The sequence below is a fragment of the Coleofasciculus sp. H7-1 genome (genome assembly GCF_057473865.1).
The window spans coordinates 67,954-86,534 of record NZ_JBYCCT010000057.1 but is presented as its reverse complement, the minus strand read 5'-3'; the positions used below and the strand labels follow the sequence as shown (position 1 = coordinate 86,534).

16 protein-coding genes are annotated in these 18,581 nt (G+C 45.7%); 5 read left to right on the top strand and 11 right to left on the bottom strand.

Annotated elements, in window-relative coordinates:
- Positions 1-129: 129 nt before the first annotated feature.
- The 5 genes from AC2VDX_RS14850 to AC2VDX_RS14830 all read right to left on the bottom strand — a co-directional run bounded on the left by AC2VDX_RS14850 (position 130) and on the right by AC2VDX_RS14830 (position 5,944).
- Positions 130-1,659: an efflux RND transporter periplasmic adaptor subunit gene (locus tag AC2VDX_RS14850; protein ID WP_378182035.1), complete on the bottom strand. Its 1,530-nt coding sequence runs from the start codon at positions 1,657-1,659 to the stop codon at positions 130-132.
- Positions 1,660-1,689: 30 nt separating this feature from the next.
- Positions 1,690-4,389: an MGH1-like glycoside hydrolase domain-containing protein gene (locus tag AC2VDX_RS14845; RefSeq protein WP_378182038.1), complete on the bottom strand. Its 2,700-nt coding sequence runs from the start codon at positions 4,387-4,389 to the stop codon at positions 1,690-1,692.
- Between the two features lie 47 nt (positions 4,390-4,436).
- The gene (locus tag AC2VDX_RS14840) at positions 4,437-4,994 is read right to left on the bottom strand and encodes a sugar O-acetyltransferase (RefSeq protein WP_378182041.1); all 558 of its coding nucleotides are present in this window, start codon (positions 4,992-4,994) and stop codon (positions 4,437-4,439) included.
- A gap of 209 nt (positions 4,995-5,203) precedes the next feature.
- Positions 5,204-5,569, bottom strand: a complete 366-nt coding sequence (locus AC2VDX_RS14835) for a response regulator (protein ID WP_378182044.1) — start codon at positions 5,567-5,569, stop codon at positions 5,204-5,206.
- A gap of 102 nt (positions 5,570-5,671) precedes the next feature.
- Positions 5,672-5,944, bottom strand: a complete 273-nt coding sequence (locus AC2VDX_RS14830) for a DUF7219 family protein (protein ID WP_378182047.1) — start codon at positions 5,942-5,944, stop codon at positions 5,672-5,674.
- Between the two features lie 296 nt (positions 5,945-6,240).
- Between AC2VDX_RS14830 and AC2VDX_RS14825 the strand changes: the two genes are divergently transcribed.
- Together AC2VDX_RS14825 and AC2VDX_RS14820 are read left to right on the top strand one after the other, a co-directional pair.
- Positions 6,241-6,951 (top strand): gamma-glutamyl-gamma-aminobutyrate hydrolase family protein, encoded by a 711-nt coding sequence (locus AC2VDX_RS14825; RefSeq protein ID WP_378182050.1) that lies wholly within the window; start codon positions 6,241-6,243, stop codon positions 6,949-6,951.
- Positions 6,952-7,261: 310 nt separating this feature from the next.
- On the top strand, positions 7,262-8,347 hold the full coding sequence (locus AC2VDX_RS14820) for a hypothetical protein (protein WP_378182053.1): 1,086 nt from the start codon (positions 7,262-7,264) through the stop codon (positions 8,345-8,347).
- 82 nt (positions 8,348-8,429) lie between these two features.
- Here AC2VDX_RS14820 and AC2VDX_RS14815 read toward each other — a convergent pair whose 3' ends face one another.
- The 4 genes from AC2VDX_RS14815 to AC2VDX_RS14800 all read right to left on the bottom strand — a co-directional run bounded on the left by AC2VDX_RS14815 (position 8,430) and on the right by AC2VDX_RS14800 (position 10,269).
- Positions 8,430-8,861, bottom strand: a complete 432-nt coding sequence (locus AC2VDX_RS14815; protein WP_378182056.1) for a type II toxin-antitoxin system VapC family toxin — start codon at positions 8,859-8,861, stop codon at positions 8,430-8,432.
- Complete coding sequence (locus AC2VDX_RS14810; RefSeq protein WP_378182059.1) at positions 8,858-9,238, bottom strand: type II toxin-antitoxin system HicB family antitoxin; 381 nt, start codon at positions 9,236-9,238, stop codon at positions 8,858-8,860. The genes AC2VDX_RS14815 and AC2VDX_RS14810 overlap by 4 nt, the downstream gene beginning before the upstream one ends.
- Positions 9,239-9,425: 187 nt before the next feature.
- Positions 9,426-9,812, bottom strand: coding sequence for a nuclear transport factor 2 family protein (locus AC2VDX_RS14805; protein WP_378182062.1), 387 nt, complete (start codon positions 9,810-9,812; stop codon positions 9,426-9,428).
- A 37-nt stretch (positions 9,813-9,849) separates the two neighbouring features.
- A complete protein-coding gene (locus AC2VDX_RS14800; RefSeq protein WP_378182065.1) occupies positions 9,850-10,269 on the bottom strand; it encodes a nuclear transport factor 2 family protein in 420 nt (139 codons plus the stop codon).
- 446 nt (positions 10,270-10,715) lie between these two features.
- Here AC2VDX_RS14800 and AC2VDX_RS14795 point away from each other — a divergent pair, with 446 nt between their 5' ends.
- The 3 genes from AC2VDX_RS14795 to AC2VDX_RS14785 all read left to right on the top strand — a co-directional run bounded on the left by AC2VDX_RS14795 (position 10,716) and on the right by AC2VDX_RS14785 (position 15,412).
- Positions 10,716-11,213 carry a DM13 domain-containing protein gene (locus tag AC2VDX_RS14795; RefSeq protein WP_378182068.1) on the top strand — a complete coding sequence of 166 codons (498 nt, stop codon included), beginning with the start codon at positions 10,716-10,718 and terminating at the stop codon, positions 11,211-11,213.
- A gap of 319 nt (positions 11,214-11,532) precedes the next feature.
- Positions 11,533-15,060 (top strand): PAS domain S-box protein, encoded by a 3,528-nt coding sequence (locus AC2VDX_RS14790; RefSeq protein ID WP_378182071.1) that lies wholly within the window; start codon positions 11,533-11,535, stop codon positions 15,058-15,060.
- Positions 15,032-15,412 (top strand): response regulator, encoded by a 381-nt coding sequence (locus AC2VDX_RS14785; protein ID WP_378182074.1) that lies wholly within the window; start codon positions 15,032-15,034, stop codon positions 15,410-15,412. The genes AC2VDX_RS14790 and AC2VDX_RS14785 overlap by 29 nt, the downstream gene beginning before the upstream one ends.
- A 470-nt stretch (positions 15,413-15,882) precedes the next feature.
- On the opposite strand, the gene AC2VDX_RS14780 is transcribed toward AC2VDX_RS14785, so the two are convergent.
- Both AC2VDX_RS14780 and AC2VDX_RS14775 read right to left on the bottom strand, forming a co-directional pair.
- Positions 15,883-16,467: a peptidoglycan-binding protein gene (locus AC2VDX_RS14780; protein ID WP_378182077.1), complete on the bottom strand. Its 585-nt coding sequence runs from the start codon at positions 16,465-16,467 to the stop codon at positions 15,883-15,885.
- A gap of 665 nt (positions 16,468-17,132) precedes the next feature.
- Entirely contained in the window at positions 17,133-18,167 is a 1,035-nt protein-coding gene (locus tag AC2VDX_RS14775) for a M23 family metallopeptidase (protein ID WP_378182080.1), read from the bottom strand.
- Positions 18,168-18,581 lie beyond the last annotated feature (414 nt).

The following is an 18,581-nucleotide window of genomic DNA, read 5'->3' as shown; positions in this document are numbered from 1 at the left end:
CAATTACCAATTACCAATTACCAATTACCAATTACCAATTACCAATTACCAATTACCAATTACCAATTACCAATTACCAATTACCAATTACCAATTACCAATTACCAATTACCAATTACCAATTACCAATTACCGATTTCTTCTGATTCTTCTTTCTAATTTATCTTGGGCAATGACGGGCGTTCCTGGCTCTAGGGAAGCATCAGGCGGGGGCAGCACTACTGAGTCGCCCGGTTGCAAGCCCGAAGTTACTTCCACGGTCGTTAATCCCTCTAGCCCCAAAGATAAGTCCCGTTTTTGCGCCTTGCTTTGAGAGTCTCGCACCCAGACAAAGGGTTTAGGACTAGAGCGCTGTATGGCTTCCGTATTCAAAACCACTACGTTCTGGCGCTGCTGCAAAATGATTTCGACGCTGACTTGGCTGCTAGGAATTAATGTGCGGGTGGGTTGGTCAAGCTTGACGATTGCAGGCACAGTGACTTGCCCAGATTGGCTTTCCTGCTCGCTGCTGCTAGATGCGATCGCTTGGGGATACAAGCTTTGCACTCGTCCGGTGAATTTCTTGGCATCGGGGCCAATCACACTAATGCGGACAAGTTGGTTGTTCTTCACTTTGGCGGCATTGAGCGTGGAAAGATTGAGTTTCACTAACTCTTGTGTCGGATCGCCCAAAGTCAACAGCTCATCCCCTATATTGACCCCATTCCCATTCTTGACCATGATGTTGAGAACTTTGCCACCAATGGGTGCAGTGACGATGTTGTTTTGGAGTTGCTGCTGAAGATTTTTGATTTCCAGCACCTTCACCTGGATATCCCGACTTGTAGTATCCACTTCTAATTGCGCCTGCCGCAGTTCAGCTTGTGCAGTTGCCACCTTGTCTAAGATTTGCTGCTGGTCAGTTTGACGCTGCTGCTGAAGGTTCTGGAGTTCCAGGCTACTCGTACTCGCTTCTAACTGAGCGTCCCGGAGAGCAGACTGGGTATCGCGGACGTTTTCTTGCTGATCCTGGAGTTCGTTGGCTGGAATGAAGCCCTTTTCAGCCAAAGCTTGCAGCTGCTTGAGTTCCTGTTGGGCAGCAGTTAGCTTTTCCTGAGCTTCGGCAATTTTCTGCTGATTGCGTTTGATGCTGAGTTCTTGTTTCCGAATCTCCGCCTGCTGATCGATCCGATTTTGGAGTTCTCTTTGGGCAGTTTTTAACTTTTCCTGGGCTTCTACAACTTTCTGGCGACTGCGTGCTAAAGCGAGTTCCTGTTTCTTAATCTCCAACTGCTGGGCGTCGAGGCTCGTTTCTTGCTTGGTGTCGCGCAGAACGATGAGTTTTTGACCGGCTTGAACGCGATCGCCAAGTTGCACTAACACCCGCTCCACAGCGCTTTCTGCTGGGGATTTCAGGGTTTGCTGACCGCTCAATTCAACGACTCCGCTTTCATTGATCGTGTTCTCAACGGTGCCTCGCTCTACTTTTACTAAACGCACCGCCACCGGATCGCCGGAGCGATTTAGCAGCAACCCATAAACTAGCCAACCCCCTAAGCTTGCTACTGCTAGACCTGCTGACCAAGCTAACCATTTGACTCCAGCCTTGAATTCTGGTTTACCCAGTTTCCCGATTCCCAACACTTTGCCCGTCCAGTTTGCAGTGGTAAGCTGAATCACACTGCTACTGATGATAGTTTACCGTTGAGTCTATTTTTGAGTGGGTTTGGAAGCTTGATTTTGTCCGCAGTATTCGCCGCATTGCTGGATGAGTTTGGCGACGATGCCTGTCCAGCCAGTTTGATGGCTAGCGCCAAGTCCTGCACCGTTATCGCCCTGAAAATATTCATGGAACAGAATTAAATCGCGCCAATGGGGGTTGTTTTGAAAAATTTCCAAATCGCCATAAACCGGACGTTTACCTGATTCATCCTGAAGGAAAATTCGGATTAGCCTTTGCGACAATTCTGTGGCGACTTCCCAGAGATTCATCATTTGACCAGAACCTGTGGGACATTCGACTTGAAAATCATCACCCAGGTAGTAATGAAATTTTTGGAGAGCTTCAATAATTAAATAATTAATCGGAAACCAAATGGGACCGCGCCAGTTGGAATTCCCCCCAAATAAGCCGGTGCTGGATTCTGCGGGTTCGTAATCTACCCGGTATTGCTCCCCATTTACCCGGAAAATGTAGGGATTGTCCGCATGAAATTTTGAAACGGAACGAATGCCATAGGGGCTTAAGAATTCGTTTTCATCGAGCATCTTCTCTAAGATCCGGCGGAGTTTATCTCGATAAGCGATCGCCAGTAATCTTCTAGCACCAACCCCTGGCGTTTCCATACACGCGACATTTTGTTTCAGGTTAGGGCGATTTTGAATAAACCATTGCATTCGTTGTTTAAAACCTGGAAGCTTCTCCAACATTTCTGGTTCGATAGTAGCAACTGCTAATAGGGGAATCAGCCCTACCATTGAACGCACTTTTAGTGGCAAATAGCTACCATCGGGTAAATGCAGCATATCGTAGTAAAAACCATCAGCTTCATCCCACAGAGATGTCTCTGCTTCCCCCATACAGTTCATCGCATCAGCGATATAAAGGAAGTGTTCAAAAAACTTGCTGGCGATATCTTCGTAAGCGGAATTTTCCGGTGCCAACTCTAGCGCGATCGCTAGCATATTTAGACAGTACATTCCCATCCAACTTGTACCATCCGACTGTTCTAAGTTTCCTCCTGTAGGAAGTTCCACATTTCTGTCGAAGACACCAATGTTATCCATTCCTAAAAAACCGCCCTGAAATACATTTTTACCCCCGATATCTTTGCGGTTCACCCACCAGGTAAAATTGAGCAGTAACTTTTGAAACACGCGCTCTAAAAACTTCTTATCAGCGCCACCATACATTTTTTGTTCAATCTTGTAAATGCGGAACGCTGCCCAAGCATGAACGGGCGGATTACCATCGCTGAAATCCCATTCATAGGCTGGCAATTGACCGTTGGGATGCATATACCATTCCCGCGTCAATCTATCGAGTTGCCGCTTGGCAAAATCAGGATCGATCGTTGCCAGCGGGATGACATGAAATGCTAAATCCCAGGTAGCAAACCAAGGATATTCCCATTTGTCCGGCATAGAAATAATGTCATCATTGAAAAGATGAATCCACTCATAATTTCTAATGGTTTGGCGCGACTTTGGTGACGGATTAATCGCATCACCTTTTAACCATTCCTCTACAACGTAGTAATAAAATTGCTTATTCCACAACATTCCAGCGAAAGCTTGTCGTTGCACATTTCGCCTGTCTTCCGTTAGAGAACACGGAGAAGAAACTTGTTCGTAAAATTCATCAGCTTCGCGTTGGCGATTTTGAAAAATCGTGTCGAAATCAACGCCAAATGGTTCTGTAAAGTCGGGAAAGTCACTTAGCCGTAGTCGAATGACTTTGGTTTCGCCTGCACCAATTTTTAATATATAATCTGCGGCAACTTTAGTTCCTATTTGATTAGGATTTACAGCATCTTTTTGACCGTTTACAATATAATTATTAATTCCATCTTTTACGTAGGGAGAGGGATTACTTACCCCAAATAATCTTTCCCGATTCGTTTCATTTTCTGTGAACAATAATAGAGGAGGCGTTTCCTCGCCTTGGTTTCCCTCACAATAAAGCCAGCGTTCGCCCAGCGTGGCTTCAGTAGCTTCTAAAATACTCAGATTATTGTCACTTTTGAGCTGTTTAATTATAGGCTTCTCTTGAGAATTATTCCAAGACCATGTATTGCGAAACCAGAGGGTTGGCAGAAGATGCAGAGTTTTCTCTTCCGTTCCTCGGTTGACAGCACTGATTTGAATTAAGATGTCCTCCGGTGAATTCTTGGCATACTCGACAAAAATATCGAAGTAGGCGTCGGAATCAAACACTCCAGTATCGAGTAATTCAAATTCTCGGTCTTGATAACCTCTACACTTATTTTCTTCAACGAGTTGGGAATAAGGAAAGGCTTGTTGTGGATATTTATAGAGACATTTCATGTAAGAATGGGTGGGGGTGTTGTCAAGATAGAAGTATTGTTCCTTGACATCTTCCCCATGATTTCCTTCGTTTCCGGTTAAGCCAAAAAGCCTTTCTTTAAGTATTGGATCTGCCCCATTCCAAAGCGCGATCGCAAAACAAAGTCGCTGATGGTTATCCGAAATTCCGGCAATCCCATCTTCTCCCCAGCGATAAGCGCGGGAACGAGCCTGATCGTGAGTAAAATAGTCCCAAGCTGAGCCATCAGGACTATAATCTTCTCTCACCGTTCCCCACTGTCGCTCGCTCAAATAAGACCCCCATCGCCGCCAATGAGCTTGGCGATCGCGGTCTTCTTTTAATCTTTTTTCTTCTGGAGTCATAGTACTGTTAAATTATTAACAATTTTCTAATTAAACTCAGGAAAAACTTAAGTTAACGGTCGAATGATGCGACAGGGATTGCCAGCAGCCACGACATTTTCAGGAATATCTTTAACAACAACACTACCAGCTCCAATTGTGGTGTTGTCGCCAATTGTCACCCCTGGACAAATGATAGCGCCGCCTCCAATCCAGACATTATTGCCAATCTTAATCGGTGCAGCGAGTTCCAGACCAGTTTGACGGATTTCGGGATCGGTTGGATGATCGGCGGTGTAAATTTGCACGTAAGGGCCGCACAAGACATTGTCACCGATATGAACGGTATTACAGTCTAGAATTATGCATCCATAATTCATGTACAACCCGTTGCCAGCGTAAATATTGCTGCCGTAGTCGCAATGAAAAGGAGGTACAATTTGAACCTTCACTCCTACCTGAGCGAACAAGTCGTTGAGAATTTGCGATCGCAATAGCTCTTCCTCAGTTGTAGCGTTGTACATTCTTAATAGACGACACGCCCGCTTGTTCTCAGCAGCTAGTTCCGGGTCAGAGGCTAGATATAGCTCACCTGCCAGCATCTTCTGTTTTTCCGTTTTTTCCACGGCGTTGCTTCCTGCACACTCTCTACAAGTATGCGTTGATCTACAGGCGCGATCGCAAAGCAATGAGAAATAGCCGCTTTTTTATCCCAAACTTTCCTCGTTTACTCACTGCTACCTGGTAACAAGAAAAAAGGATGCTCCGCCTCCTCCTTTGGTAAGAAATTCAAGTATGCATTCCCAAGCATCTGCCTGAGAACGAGAAATTCGGATTATTTTCTCAGATGGGTAGCGATCGCTTCTAGAAGTGAGGCAGTTGTAAACGGTTTAGTAAGATAACCGTTTGCACCTAAGAGTTGCCCTTGGCGAAAGAAGTTTTGAGTCGTATCAGCCGTGAGAAAGATGAAGGGAATTGTGGCTGTAATTGGGTCAGAACGAAGCGCTCTGAGAACTTCGTACCCATCAAGTTCTGGCATTCTAACATCACATAAAATCAGATCGGGAAGAAATTCTTTTGCCAATTGCACTCCGATGCTACCATTTTCAGCACCAATGGCAATAAATTCTCCTTCAATCAGGATGTCTAGGATGCTCTCACGGATGACTTCTTCATCTTCAATCACTAACACTTTTGTCATCAGTTCCTATCTAACTATTCAACGACGGTATGACAACAAAAATGGTGTGCAGCAATTCCATTGCTCAACCCACTTGTATCAGTTTTATTTAAGATGTTACTCTCAAAAAAACTCTCTTGTTTCTGAGGGTCGATCTCCACCAATCGAGAGTGCCTTCTTGCTCTGCTTCAACTGCTTCCAGAGACGCTTCACTTGTTCGTATGCTTGTTCGGGAGCAAGCTTGCCTCCGGTTTCTAGAGCAGAAATGTAGCCAACTTTGTGAGCAAATTCTTGCAAATTGGCATTAAAAGCGAGATGTTCGGGTGTAAATGAGCCGTAGTAGCGACTTTGAGGGGAAAGAAAGCTGTTTTTGCTCACTTGGTCAGGATTGGTCATGGCTATCTTTTTATGACATTGAGTCTTAATTTCAAAATCTCTTGTTGATGTTACCTTAACCTAAATTTAATCTGGTTCGATTACTCCCTAGGGAATATTCACAAATATCAACTTTCCTGGCAACCCAAACAGTAGGGATGATGTTCCGGCTTGGCTTCGCCGCTGTAACGTTGAGTCAACTGTGCATCCAACTCACATCTTGTACCAGTCGCATTACCAGCATCAGCGATAGAATCTCACAATGCTGAGGTTACGGAGCCAGAGCGATCGCCTGAATCAACTGCTAACATCAGGAAATGAAATCTAAGCCGCCACTCATTGGAATTACTACCGCTGGTCAGATGGATACGCGCCTGTTTAGCATCAGAGGCGACTATGTAGAGGCAGTGCGCTTAGCGGGTGGCTTACCGATGTTGCTGCCACCGGGAGAACCCGATCCCGCAGCCATCTTAGAAAGAATTGATGGTTTGATCTTCTCTGGCGGGGGTGATATTGACCCCGCTATTTACAACGACTCATCCCATCCCACCGTTTATAACGTCGATCGTCAGCGCGATACCTTTGAGCTAGCCTTAGCCAAGCTGGTTTTAGATACAGATATCCCAGTCTTGGGTATTTGTCGCGGTTTAGAAATTTTGGTAGTCGCAACAGGTGGCAACTTGGTGCTGCATCTGCCGGATGAATTTGGGGACGCGATCGCGCACCGCACCCATCAGTCTCGCTTCTGCGAACATCGCGTGCAAATTGATCCCGACAGTCACCTCGCTGCAATGATTGGCATCACAGAGCCGCAGATAGTCTCGTGGCATCATCAAGCTGTGCGGACAGTACCGTCTGGGTGGCGGGTTACGGCACGCGCTTCTGATGGCGTAATTGAAGCGATGGAACACGAACACCATCCTTGGGCGATCGCGCTTCAGTGGCATCCAGAACTCGCTCTCCACGATCCTTATCAGCAACGCATCTTTCAGGCATTAGTCGAGACAGCACGTAAGCGCACGATCTAATTTTCAAGAGATCGAGGTGTTCTCGACTACAACGCACTGGTACATCTCGAAAAGGCTCAGGACTTACGCAAAGCTTATACATATAGAGTTAGGGGCAATCCCCCTGTGGTTGCGGTAGCAGATGTGGTGATGTTGCGTAAGTCCTGAAGCTGAAGGATGAAAAAATTCTGTTTTATAGACTCTTGATGAAGGTGATTCTGAATTATTAAAGATCATCAAACAAGAAAGAAAATCGCTAAGTTTAACGGAACAAGTAAGACAAATCGATGAAAATTTAAGAATTTACTTAGAATTTGATGATGAATTAGCTTTGAAGCGGCACATTCAGCAAGTAAAGGCAGCCCAAGATCAGTTAAGGCAGCTACAGCCTAAACTGGATAATCTTATACAAAATTTAGAACTAAATGTCGAGCTTAGCGATCGCATAAAAGCTTTTGTATTTTACTTCGGAAAGTCTATTTTTGCCATAGACTGGGTTGATGATGAGGAAGGTCTTATCTTATCTCATGCTGATCAGGTGACAACAGCCGCAAGTATTTTTAATGATTGTGAAGCTCTCAAACACAAAACTGATGCTTTAGTTGACAAAGCTAACAAACTAAGAGGACAGGTAGAAGAATCTCTAAAACAGCTTGAAAAACAAAAACGTCGGCAACAAGATGAACTCCAGCAACAAGCGCAAAAAATACCTGTGGAGGTAAAAAAATATAGTTACACGGAGGCAGAACCTGCAAAAAATTGCCATCGCGTAAAAATTCTATTGGCGACATCAATTGTGGCAGTTTTAGGTTATGTAGGATGGAAAACCTGGTTTCAGTTCCCGCAAAGTCAGCAGGTGACAGCAAACGTAGCTATTCCTGTAAATCCTGGGGAGCATAAACCGAATCCTAAACCAGAACAAGCAGTGGCAAATTGGGAAACTGCCCAGAAATTAGCTATAGAAGCAGCTAATATGGTTCAAAACGCACCTCATCCCCTAGAAGTTTGGCAGCAATCAACAGTCAAATGGCAAGAAGCAGTCAAGTTATTAGAAGCGATTCCAGAGGATTCTTCTATTTCTACTCAGGCTAAGGAAAAGCTTATTACCTATCAAACTAACTATACTACTATTAGTAACAGACTCGTAACTGAACAGAAGGCAGCAGCAAATCTGGAAGCTGCCCAAAAATTGGCCTGGGAAGCTGCCCTTATGGTTCAAAACCCACCACATCCTGTAGAAAACTGGCAGAATGCTCAGTCCAAATTGCAGCAGGCAATTAACTTATTAAATACCATTCCGCAAGGTACATTTGTTGCGACTAAGGCTAAAGATAAGCTAGCTAACTATCAAATTAACTACAACACTATTAGTAATTTAATCAAATATCAATCGCCGCTGATTTCTGTAAGAAATTGAAATGCGCTCGCATCCATTATCCCCATACTCAAATTCAAGAGCGATCGCGTCTAAACTCAAGCAATAGCGATTGCTACCTTTCCTAACTCAATTCATCTATTGTCCAATCTTCTAAATTCAGACTAGGAATCCGTGCAAAATCCTGCCGATTGCGCGTAACCAAGATACCATTCCTCGAAATCGCAATAGCAGCAATCCGTAAATCTTGCGTGCCAATCCGGACTCGTTGACGAACCAATTCTGCATAACAATTGCCAGCATCTTGGTCAAAATCAAGCAAGTTGACAGTTCTGAAGTAATTTAAGGTAGCCGCCAACCTTGCATAAGCTGATATCAACGCCTCTGGTGAGTTAGCCCGCCTGATACTATTAAGCCGTCCATACATTTGTTCTTCGACTGTAATAATTGTGACACCAATCTCTTCCGGATTGACTGCATTAACACGCTGGTTTACAAGTAGATGTCCTTGTTGAAAAAGCGAAACAATATCTGTATCAAGTACCCACAAACTCATTTATCCTCATTTTCGGCATCAAGTTGCTGATAGTAGGCTTCCATTTCCTCATCACGTTCGCGACGAAGGGCTTTTATATCCTCCAGCATTTCATCAAATTTCGGATCGTCCTTAAACATTCCCGCAAACTTCATCCAAGGATGTTCGGGTTTAGGCAATTCAATTTCCAAAGAAACTATTTCCGCCTTTTCTAGACGCGCTGTTAAAAGCTGACGTAGATTTGTTAGCGCTGCTTCGCGGGTAGCACCAAAAGTAGTGCAGTCTGGCAAACCCAACACACTTGCCATATAGCTACCTTGTTTTTGGGCTTCAATCAATACAGGATAGGTCAACTTAGTCAAGTTGCCTTCAGAAGAAGTTAAAAAATTGACACTCATAAGATTCAGCCTATACAAACTTCCCTTTAGATCATAACTCCTCGCTCTGCGTCACGAAAATACTAGAATGCGATCGCTTATTATTTGAGTGCGAAATTGAAGTGCGATCGCTACCTAAACAACCGCTAAACAGAACAACTAAATCTAGATAAGAGGCGATAGTTGCACTGAAGATACGCGAAATTTATTAACGCATTAAAGGACTCCCGTGGTGATGGACTAAATACCACTTTTGTGCCATTCGCTCAAAAATATTCGTCGCCATCGATTGTGCTTTAACTCTTCTGCCACCACTGACTTGAAACACATTTTCGACAAGCACGACGTAGGCAATATTATCTCGAATTTCTGTAGCGATAATTTCTGTTTCTATTTCGATGTAACTGGTGTTTTTAAATATCTGCTCCCAGGAAGAGCGAATTTCCTTCCCCCCTTTAAGTGCTTTGCGTCCGGGGTGTATACAAAGAGTACCTGTTCCCTGCGAACAGATCGCACTCATCGCATTGATGTCTTTTTTCTCAAAAGCTCGATAGAAAGCCTGATTTGCTGCTAATACCTCTTGCTCGTCGCTCATTGTTGCCCCACCTGATTTAAGTTTCTGATAGAATCAATTATTGCCTTCTTAGCTTAGGTGTTTCAGTATCAAAATATTCACGCCAGCGACTAATCCGACCCTCTTTGAAATTAATAACAATGACATCATCGGCTTTGTTACGACGACCAGTTGCATTTTCAGGATCTTCGTAATACCACTCGACTACTGCGCGATCGCCATCAACGATAATCTGCGGAATCTCAATTCTTACATCTGAATACTGCTGAGCAAAATGAGTGACTTCTTGCCGAATTCTCTCTTGTCCCTGCCATCGTTGACCCGGTACGATGATTTCACCGTCGGGCGCAAACAGTGCCGCTAGAGCCTCGGCGTCACGAGCAATCCAGGCATCTCTAGCGATCGCGATCGCTATCCGAATGTCTTCCGGATTCATATACTGATTGGCAAACGCACCTTTGCTAAAAGCTATATTCAATAATATGACTCCTAACCCTACCCATGTAAACAATTTTAAGTGACAAATATCTCTTATTTTACTCTTCATTAGCTGAGCCTCTATAGTGCTGTTGCCAGACGCTATTAATAGAATATTCAAGGCTATAGCAATTGTATTTGATTTGTAAAATAGTCTTTTTTAACGAACCGCAGAGGACGCAGAGGACGCAGAGGAAAGAAATACAGAGAAAATTTATAAGTCAGTTAGGAATGCTATACACGCCTCTAGCAGCAGAATGAGTTTATCCTGAGAATCAGATTAATTTACCTAGAAAGTATCTAAAAAATTCCTCAGTTAAATATCAGCATTTTAAACGCCATCTCTAAAGATAAAATCATCTAAACCCTAATTTCTTGAGCAATAATTTTTTTTAAGTCTGAGATAGAGACTGACAGAGCCAAATGTTGTATCAAGGATTAAAAATCATGAAGCTAAACCACTTAGCAATACTAGGGATGACGTTCCTGGTAACTTCTGTTGCTACAGGACTGACAGAAATCCCACTATTTAAAGCCGTCAGTCCAACTTTTACATCAAATGGAATTGCTGTAGCGCAAACTCGCCCCACAACTCGCTCTGGCACCTTTGTTGCCGCAGAACAGCCCACCTCTGGAACCGCTCGTATTGTTACAGAAAATGGACAACGCTACTTAGAATTTAATGCTGCTTTTAAGACGAGCGAACAAGGGCCGGATCTTCATGTTATTCTAGACACTTCTGAAAAGCCGCCGCAGACGTATCAAAACCAAAACCGTTTCATAAACCTAGGCAAACTCCAAAAAGTTAGCGGCGCTCAGCGCTACCCGATTCCTGCTGCTATTAACCTGGCAAATTTCAAATCTGTCGTCATCTGGTGTCGTATGGCAAATGCAACCTTTGGCTATGCTTCGCTCGGTGGTGCTAGCAACGCCAGCACTCGTTAGTCTCGTTGAATTTCAAGATTGCTGCTACAGAAAATGAGATCCCCGACTTCGTAAGAGAAGTCGGGGATCTGAACTGCTGGCAACTCACAACTAAAATAGGATTGCTATAGGATTTTGAATTTTGGATTGTAGAAGACTTGCAATTATCCTCGTCTCTACCAATCGGTAGCTTCAGAAATTCAAACATGGCAACGGTCAAACAAAATAGGATTACCAAGGAAGGTAACGGGGGTTAATAAAATCTCATCTCAGCGCTTCTTATCACCCTGTCAGAAAATTTACCTTAAAGTAGACTCAGGCTGGTAAGGAAATAGGCTTGATGCTGGAATTTTTGAACATCTTTTTTACTTCAGGAGGGTTTATCCCCCACGGACATTGCTACCTCTGGAAGCCAGATTTGGTGTGGCTTCATATCGTGTCCGATTCTCTGATTGCCCTTGCTTATTATTCGATCCCAGTGACGCTGTTCTACTTTGTCCGAAAGCGTCAGGATCTCCCATTTGACTGGATTTTTCTGCTATTTGGGTCGTTTATCATCGCCTGTGGTACCACCCATGTCATGGAGATTTGGACGCTTTGGCATCCTACTTATTGGCTGTCGGGGTTCCTCAAAGCAATTACCGCATTAGTTTCGGTGTATACTGCTGCGTCTCTGGTGCCATTGGTTCCTAAAGCGCTTGCTCTCCCAAGTCCAGCTGTACTAGAGGCAACTAACCGAGAACTGGAAAACCAAATCGCTTACCGCTTGCAGACAGAGGCGGCGCTGCAAGCTAGCGAAGAGCGATTCAAGAGTGCCTTTGACTATGCGGCGGTAGGAATGGCGCTGGTGGCAACAGATGGGCGCTGGCTGGAAGTCAATCGTTCTTTATGCAAGATTGTTGGCTATGCGGAGCAAGAATTACTGGCTACGAACTTCCAGGCGATTACGCATCCAGACGATTTGGAAACCGATCTGGAATATATGCACCAAATGCTGGCTGGCGAGATTCGCCATTACAACCTGGAGAAGCGATACCTCCACAAACAGGGACACATTGTATGGATTTTCTTGAGCGGGTCGCTGGTGCATGATGTCAAGGGTGAACCATTCTATTTTAATGCTCAGATTCAAGACATCACGCAGCGCAAGTTGGCAGAGGAGGCGAGAAAGGCATCGCAAGCGCGGCTGGCTGGGATTTTGGATATTGCTGAGGATGCAATTATCTCGGTAGACGAAACTCAACAAATTACCTTATTTAACCAGGGTGCGGAAAAAATCTTTGGCTATACCGCGAGTGAGGTAATCGGTCAGTCCTTGGATTTGCTGCTGCCAAAGCAGACTGCGATCGCTCACCGTCAGCATATTCATAATTTTGGCACCTCTAAGGGTACAGCACGGAAAATGGGAGAGCGCCGCGAGGTTTTTGGGCAGCGTAAAGATGGTATGGAGTTTCCGGCGGAAGCTTCGATTTCTAAGCTGGAATTAGCTGGAGAAAAAATATTTACCGTGATTTTGCGAGATATCACTGAGCGCAAACGGGGGGAAGAAGCTTTATCGCAAGTAGCCTCGATTGTCGAGTCTTCAGAGGATGCGATCGTGGGCAAAACACTGGATGGAACCATTACCAGCTGGAACTCTGCGGCTGAACGGATCTATGGCTATACCGCCCAAGAAGTCAAGGGGCAGTCAATCTCGATTCTGCTGACATCCGACCATCTCAATGAGATGCCGTCAATTTTGGCAAGAATCAAGCGGGGAGAACGCATCCCCCCTTATGAAACCGTGCGTCTTAGAAAAGACAACAAGCAAATTGATGTGGCGATCGCGATCTCTCCAATCAAGAATCGGACGGGTCAGGTTACGGGTGCCTCAGCGATCGCCCGTGACATTAGCGATCGCCGCGCCGTAGAACGCCTCAAAGATGAGTTTGTCTCCATCGTCAGCCACGAACTGCGGACGCCCCTAACCTCGATTCGCGGTGCCCTCGGCTTGCTGGCAGGGGGTCTGCTCACTGCTAAACCTGAAAAGGCTCAACGGATGCTGGAGATTGCCGTCTCGAATACCGACCGTTTAGTGCGCCTGATTAACGACATCCTCGATATTGAGCGCATTGAGTCGGGTCAGGTGGCGATGGAGCATCAGATTTGCGATGCCGCAACTCTGATGCTTCAGGCATCCGAAGTGATGCGGACAATGGCTGACAAAGCAGGAGTCACCCTATCCGTGTCTCCCACATCCGCCCAACTGTACGCCGATCCTGACCGGATCATCCAGACCCTAACGAACCTACTCAGCAATGCCATCAAATTCTCGCCTCCTAACAGCAGCGTCTATCTCAGTGCTGAAATTCAACCGGCAAGGGAGCAGCTTGTAGAGACGCAATTTATCGCTTCTGGAGCCGGGGAGCGTGGAATAGGGGAAGAATTTACTCCCTCACCTCCTCAACCTCTCACCCTCACGGTATTGTTCAAGGTGAAAGATCAGGGACGGGGGATTCCAGCACAGAAGCTGGAAAGCGTCTTTGAACGATTCCAACAAGTTGATGCCTCTGACTCGCGCGATAAAGGCGGCACAGGTCTGGGATTAGCCATCTGCCGCAGCATTGTGCAACAGCATGGAGGTCGTATCTGGGTCGAAAGTACGCTGAATGAAGGCAGTACGTTTTTCTTCACACTGCCACTGTTGAGCGGTAAGACACGAGTGCTGAATGCTGAGGATGAACGGGAGAATCTCTCTCAGGGGAATGCAACTACAGATCCAGCAGAACATCTAGATACTCAGTACGATGCCGTACCCTTACCTTTGGACACCGACAATGCACAGGGTACTTCTCTAGTGCTGGTGTGCGATGATGAGCCTGCGGTCTGTGCGGTAGTACAAACTTTGCTAGAACAGCGCGGCTACCAAGTCAAGACGGCTTTCTCAGGTCAAGAAGCAGTAGAATTGGCGCTACAGGAGCAGCCTGCCGTGATTCTGCTCGACCTGATTATGCCCGATATGAACGGCTGGGAAACAATGGCGGTTTTGAAACAGCAACCAGATACCAGAGAGATTCCGATCGTCATTTTCAGCGTTTTATCCCTAGAGGAAAGTAATATCCTCAAATCTTCTTTAGAGAATAAGATTTTAAGTAGTCTGCTGGATATAGACCTTCCGCAAACCGATCTTGGTCAGTTGCAGCAGTCTGAGCAGTCTGATGCGATCGCTTCCAATACAATTGCAATGGAAAATGCAGCCGTTTCTGATGTTGGCAGCGCGGATTCTACAATCAACGACATTTCGCCTCCGGTATCGCTTCGGGCAAACTCAGCTGATGGTAAGCCGCGCACTCCTGATTTTACCGGCTGGGTTCGCAAACCCCTGAATGAGGCATCATTATTTCAAGCACTGGAGCAATCGTTGCAACAGGCAAAGGTTGCCAGAGTTTTGCTGGTGGAAGACGACTTGGATCTCGCGCGGGTACTGATTGCTAGGTTTGAGCGCCACGGTTTGGAAATTATCCACGCTAAAAACGGACGCGAGGCAATCCAAAAATTAGCAAATATGAATCCCGATCTGCTAGTGCTGGATATCGTGCTGCCGGAGTACGATGGTTTTGCTGTAGTAGATTGGCTGCGTCAGTGCGGTAGCGAAGCGGTTTTGCTCTTAACAAATCGCCTGCGCCAAATCCCAATCGTGGTATATTCTGCTAAAGATTTGGACAATGCTGAACGAGAGCGGCTGCGGCTGGGACAAACCGAGTTTCTCACTAAAGGTCGGATTACTCCAGAACAATTTGAAGGGCGCGTCATTGCCTTGCTGAATCGGATGGTTCCCAACAGGAAGGAAAACTGCAATAGTGACAACGAAGCGCATCCTGGTAATTGATGATGAAGAGGATATTCGGGAAGTGGCTCAGCTGAGCTTAGAAATGGTAGCCAGCTGGGACGTCTTGACAGCGAGTTCTGGGAGGGAAGGGCTTGCCAAGGCTGAAGTTGAACCACTTGACGCCATCCTTCTGGATGTGATGATGCCCGACTGGGACGGTACAACTACTTTTCAACAGCTGCAAGCCAATCCGGCAACCCAGCACATCCCCGTGCTGTTGTTAACTGCTAAAATGCAGGCTGCCGACCAACGCCGTTTCGCTCAACTAGGAGTAACGGCAGTGATTGCGAAACCTTTCGACCCGATGACTCTTGCAGATCAAGTTGCGAAGTCTTTAGGATGGGATGTGTGAACTGATACTAAGTTGTTCTTGTTCAAGCGTAGGTTGGGCGAGCGGTACTCAACCCAACCAAATATAACTGACATCTTGCACCATTCTCAACAAGCCGCTAATCCCGCCCGGAACTCAAGTTCCGGGCTTACAGAATCAAGTCCATTGAAATGGACTGAAATTATTCCCCAGTCCAGGTTTCGTGGACTTGAGCTATAAGCTGTGGGGTTTGAACCCCTGGCGGGTTATTGCAACTGGTGCCAGCTCTCAGATATAAGCAGTTGGGTAACGCTTACGCTCTACCCAACCTACTATGTCTCAGGGCAACCTAGTATCAGAACAGGACTTACGCAAAGCTTATACATATAGCGTTTTTTCGGGTTCAATCCCTCTGTGGTTGCGGTGGCAGATGTAGTAATGTTGCGTAAGTCCTGAGAAGTTAGCTAGATCGTTCTTTTGATAAATAGACCAGCTTCTTGAATGAATCTTCTCTACACTCCCAGCGCTCTGCGAGTTTGCGGTCCCACTATTCCATCTGCACGTAAGCCATTTCTCGACTGAAAGTTCCGAACTGCTCTTTGAGTCACGGAACCATAATATCCAGTCGCTGAAACTCCCAAAGCTGATTGAACTTGTCGAACCGCAGAACCTCTAGAGCCTAGGCTGAGATATGCACCCCCAACACCAGAACCCGAACCCGAACCAGAACCCGGTCTCGTGCTGATATAGTTAGCAGCAACGTAACGACCCGTAGAAAGCTTGGCAAACCCGTTGCGATAAGCCACAACTGGTGCAAGTACAGCTCCATTACGGACGCAGCTATGCACTCCGTAAGATGTGCTGGGACCGTAGCGAACGTTGAGACAACGACCGTTTGTATTTACAAAATACTGTGCTGCGTTGGCTGGTTTGAGGTCGCTGAGACCTCCGAACAAGAAAGCTACGCCAAGTAAACCCAGCCAAGCTGAACTCGGTGGTTGCTTCCAGTTCAGCGAAAAGTCACGCAGATGATACTCGATACCAGCTTCTGTTTCTTCATAGGTATTAGAAACATGAATGTAAGCAAGCGTTTCCATGATTTTTCTCCTTATGGTTGAGAAACACTTTTTGATGCTTCACGATCGCTGCTGAGTTTTTCGGAAACATTTTTGAGAAACTAGGTGATTTTCTGATGAATTGTGGAGTTTCAGCAGCGTTAGAGGAAGCCAATGTGCAACTTATTTCTAAATTAGATGCTCAAACTGTAGCCGTTCCAAACCATGCAGACACTTCAGCTATACACAAATAATGCAAGCTGACAGTTGACGATGCAATCAACGGGTCTTCCCGAAATATCTGGTCTATCCCTTCTCTAGACTGAATCGTTTGCTCAGTTGTCTGACCGCTGTTTTAACGAAATCATGCACCCTTTAGAGAAATTGCACCAATGCGGGATGGTAATACTGGTGTAAGTTGGAATCTGTTTATCTGTCAATCGAGACTGTAAGGCTTTAACTCCTCAGATGGTAAAACAATAGTGTAGCCTTTAGTGCAATAGTAGAATCTTAATTTTTTATTCATAAAAAAAGTGAGCAAAGGTAAGTTTTCTAAGAAAAGTTAAGTAAAGGCGATCGCTTTGTCACCTCACAAGAGAAAATCAGGGTAGAGAGAGCGATCGCCCGTAGACAACCTGATAGTGTAGCTTGAGAAGAAATCGGGTAGCGCATTCTTTGGAGATTACCAACCTCACTTGTAAAACCTTTTAGAACCGTGAAATCCTCAAAGAACCGTTAAAAGGCTCAGAACGTATCTGACGACCATTTCGCCAAACTTCCACTCCGCGTGGGCTAATAAAATAGGAATAACTGCCGTTATCCGCTTGATACCGATCCTGTCCAACACGCCAAGCAGCAAGCTGCATCGAAGCGCTCGGTTGCTGCTTTAATTGCCCCACATAAAACAATTGACCATTTTCCCGACAAACTTTCACGCGAGAGCTTGCCGTCTCACCTTCAATCAAGGCGTTGCTGCATTGATTGAAAGTCTCAGCAACAACAGAAGTAGCTGCCACTGCAATCGGTTGCAGCAGTTTGGGCTGGGTGATTACGCGCGTTACTGGGAGAGAGTTCCCTCCCTGACGACCCCCAGGATAAACATTTAGATTCGGGTAAGGTGTAGTGTTGTTGCCTCTAGTGTCCGCGTCGTTGCGTACAGCCTGAGACACTGGAGGCGCAATGGGTTTAGGCGCAGCGGTTGCTATTTGCAGCGGTGGAATCCTGCCTGCGACTAAAGAGGGCAATCCGGCAGCCGGGTCAACCGCTAGACGACCATCAGGATGAAATTCAAAGTGGAGGTGAGGACCTGTACTATTGCCTGTCGAACCCATCTCGGCAATTACTTGACCCTGAGTAACTTGTTGACCCTTGCTCACCAAAAGACGACTATTGTGACCATACACCGTGTGGCTTCCATTACTGTGCTGGATTTCTATTTCATTGCCTAATCCCCATCCCGAATCATCACGACCAGCTTTGATGACTGTACCCGATGCCGCAGCAACAATCGGAGTCCCAGTGCTACTCGCAATATCAATTCCTTCGTGATAAGTATTAAAGCCTCTAGTGATATTCCCTTGAGTGGGCCATATCAAGCCAGAAGCAAGGGAGGGATGACCTTGAGTAGGGGAATAGTCTTTTGCTTGAGTCAGGACGCAGAAATTTGTCCCTAGCACGGTGGCGCATGAGATAACGCCAATTAAGCTATATTTACGGAATTGAGAAATGGCGAGTTGTTTCATTAGATCAGAGCCTGGAAGAAGAAGGGTCTAGGAAGCATGCTTGGTTATCTGGTGGCTTCAGCTTTGAGCTAGCAATATCAGGACAATCGCTGAGCAGATTGGGATACCCGTTTAAAGTGGGATAGTAGAACCTCCTCCTATCTTCACAGAGGAAGCCGCGTCCCCCAATCCCTCCCTCAACGGGGAGGTGCTAGCGAGTCATTAAACCCGTCTGAAAAGTAGTTGAACTTTGTGCTATTCACTTGAAGTTGAGCTTTTGGACAGGTCTAGAGATTAAGAATCTTGCTATTTAGTTTAATTGGATATTTTCTATTAGAAGGGTTGCTTAGAAGTATGTTCCTTCTTTGGGGATAGAGCAAAAACTACTCAAAAACGCTGATAAATGACTTAATTTGTGCAAATTTGCTCTAATTC

Excerpts from the sequence above, each read along its gene's own strand:
- AC2VDX_RS14845 (WP_378182038.1), bottom strand. The coding sequence starts at position 4,389 with ATGACTCCAGAAGAAAAAAGATTAAAAGAAGACCGCGATCGCCAAGCT.
- AC2VDX_RS14835 (WP_378182044.1), bottom strand. The coding sequence starts at position 5,569 with ATGACAAAAGTGTTAGTGATTGAAGATGAAGAAGTCATCCGTGAGAGC.
- AC2VDX_RS14830 (WP_378182047.1), bottom strand. The coding sequence starts at position 5,944 with ATGACCAATCCTGACCAAGTGAGCAAAAACAGCTTTCTTTCCCCTCAA.
- AC2VDX_RS14825 (WP_378182050.1), top strand. The coding sequence starts at position 6,241 with ATGAAATCTAAGCCGCCACTCATTGGAATTACTACCGCTGGTCAGATG.
- AC2VDX_RS14815 (WP_378182056.1), bottom strand. The coding sequence starts at position 8,861 with ATGAGTTTGTGGGTACTTGATACAGATATTGTTTCGCTTTTTCAACAA.
- AC2VDX_RS14810 (WP_378182059.1), bottom strand. The coding sequence starts at position 9,238 with ATGAGTGTCAATTTTTTAACTTCTTCTGAAGGCAACTTGACTAAGTTG.
- AC2VDX_RS14805 (WP_378182062.1), bottom strand. The coding sequence starts at position 9,812 with ATGAGCGACGAGCAAGAGGTATTAGCAGCAAATCAGGCTTTCTATCGA.
- AC2VDX_RS14795 (WP_378182068.1), top strand. The coding sequence starts at position 10,716 with ATGAAGCTAAACCACTTAGCAATACTAGGGATGACGTTCCTGGTAACT.
- AC2VDX_RS14790 (WP_378182071.1), top strand. The coding sequence starts at position 11,533 with ATGCTGGAATTTTTGAACATCTTTTTTACTTCAGGAGGGTTTATCCCC.
- AC2VDX_RS14780 (WP_378182077.1), bottom strand. The coding sequence starts at position 16,467 with ATGGAAACGCTTGCTTACATTCATGTTTCTAATACCTATGAAGAAACA.
- AC2VDX_RS14775 (WP_378182080.1), bottom strand. The coding sequence starts at position 18,167 with ATGAAACAACTCGCCATTTCTCAATTCCGTAAATATAGCTTAATTGGC.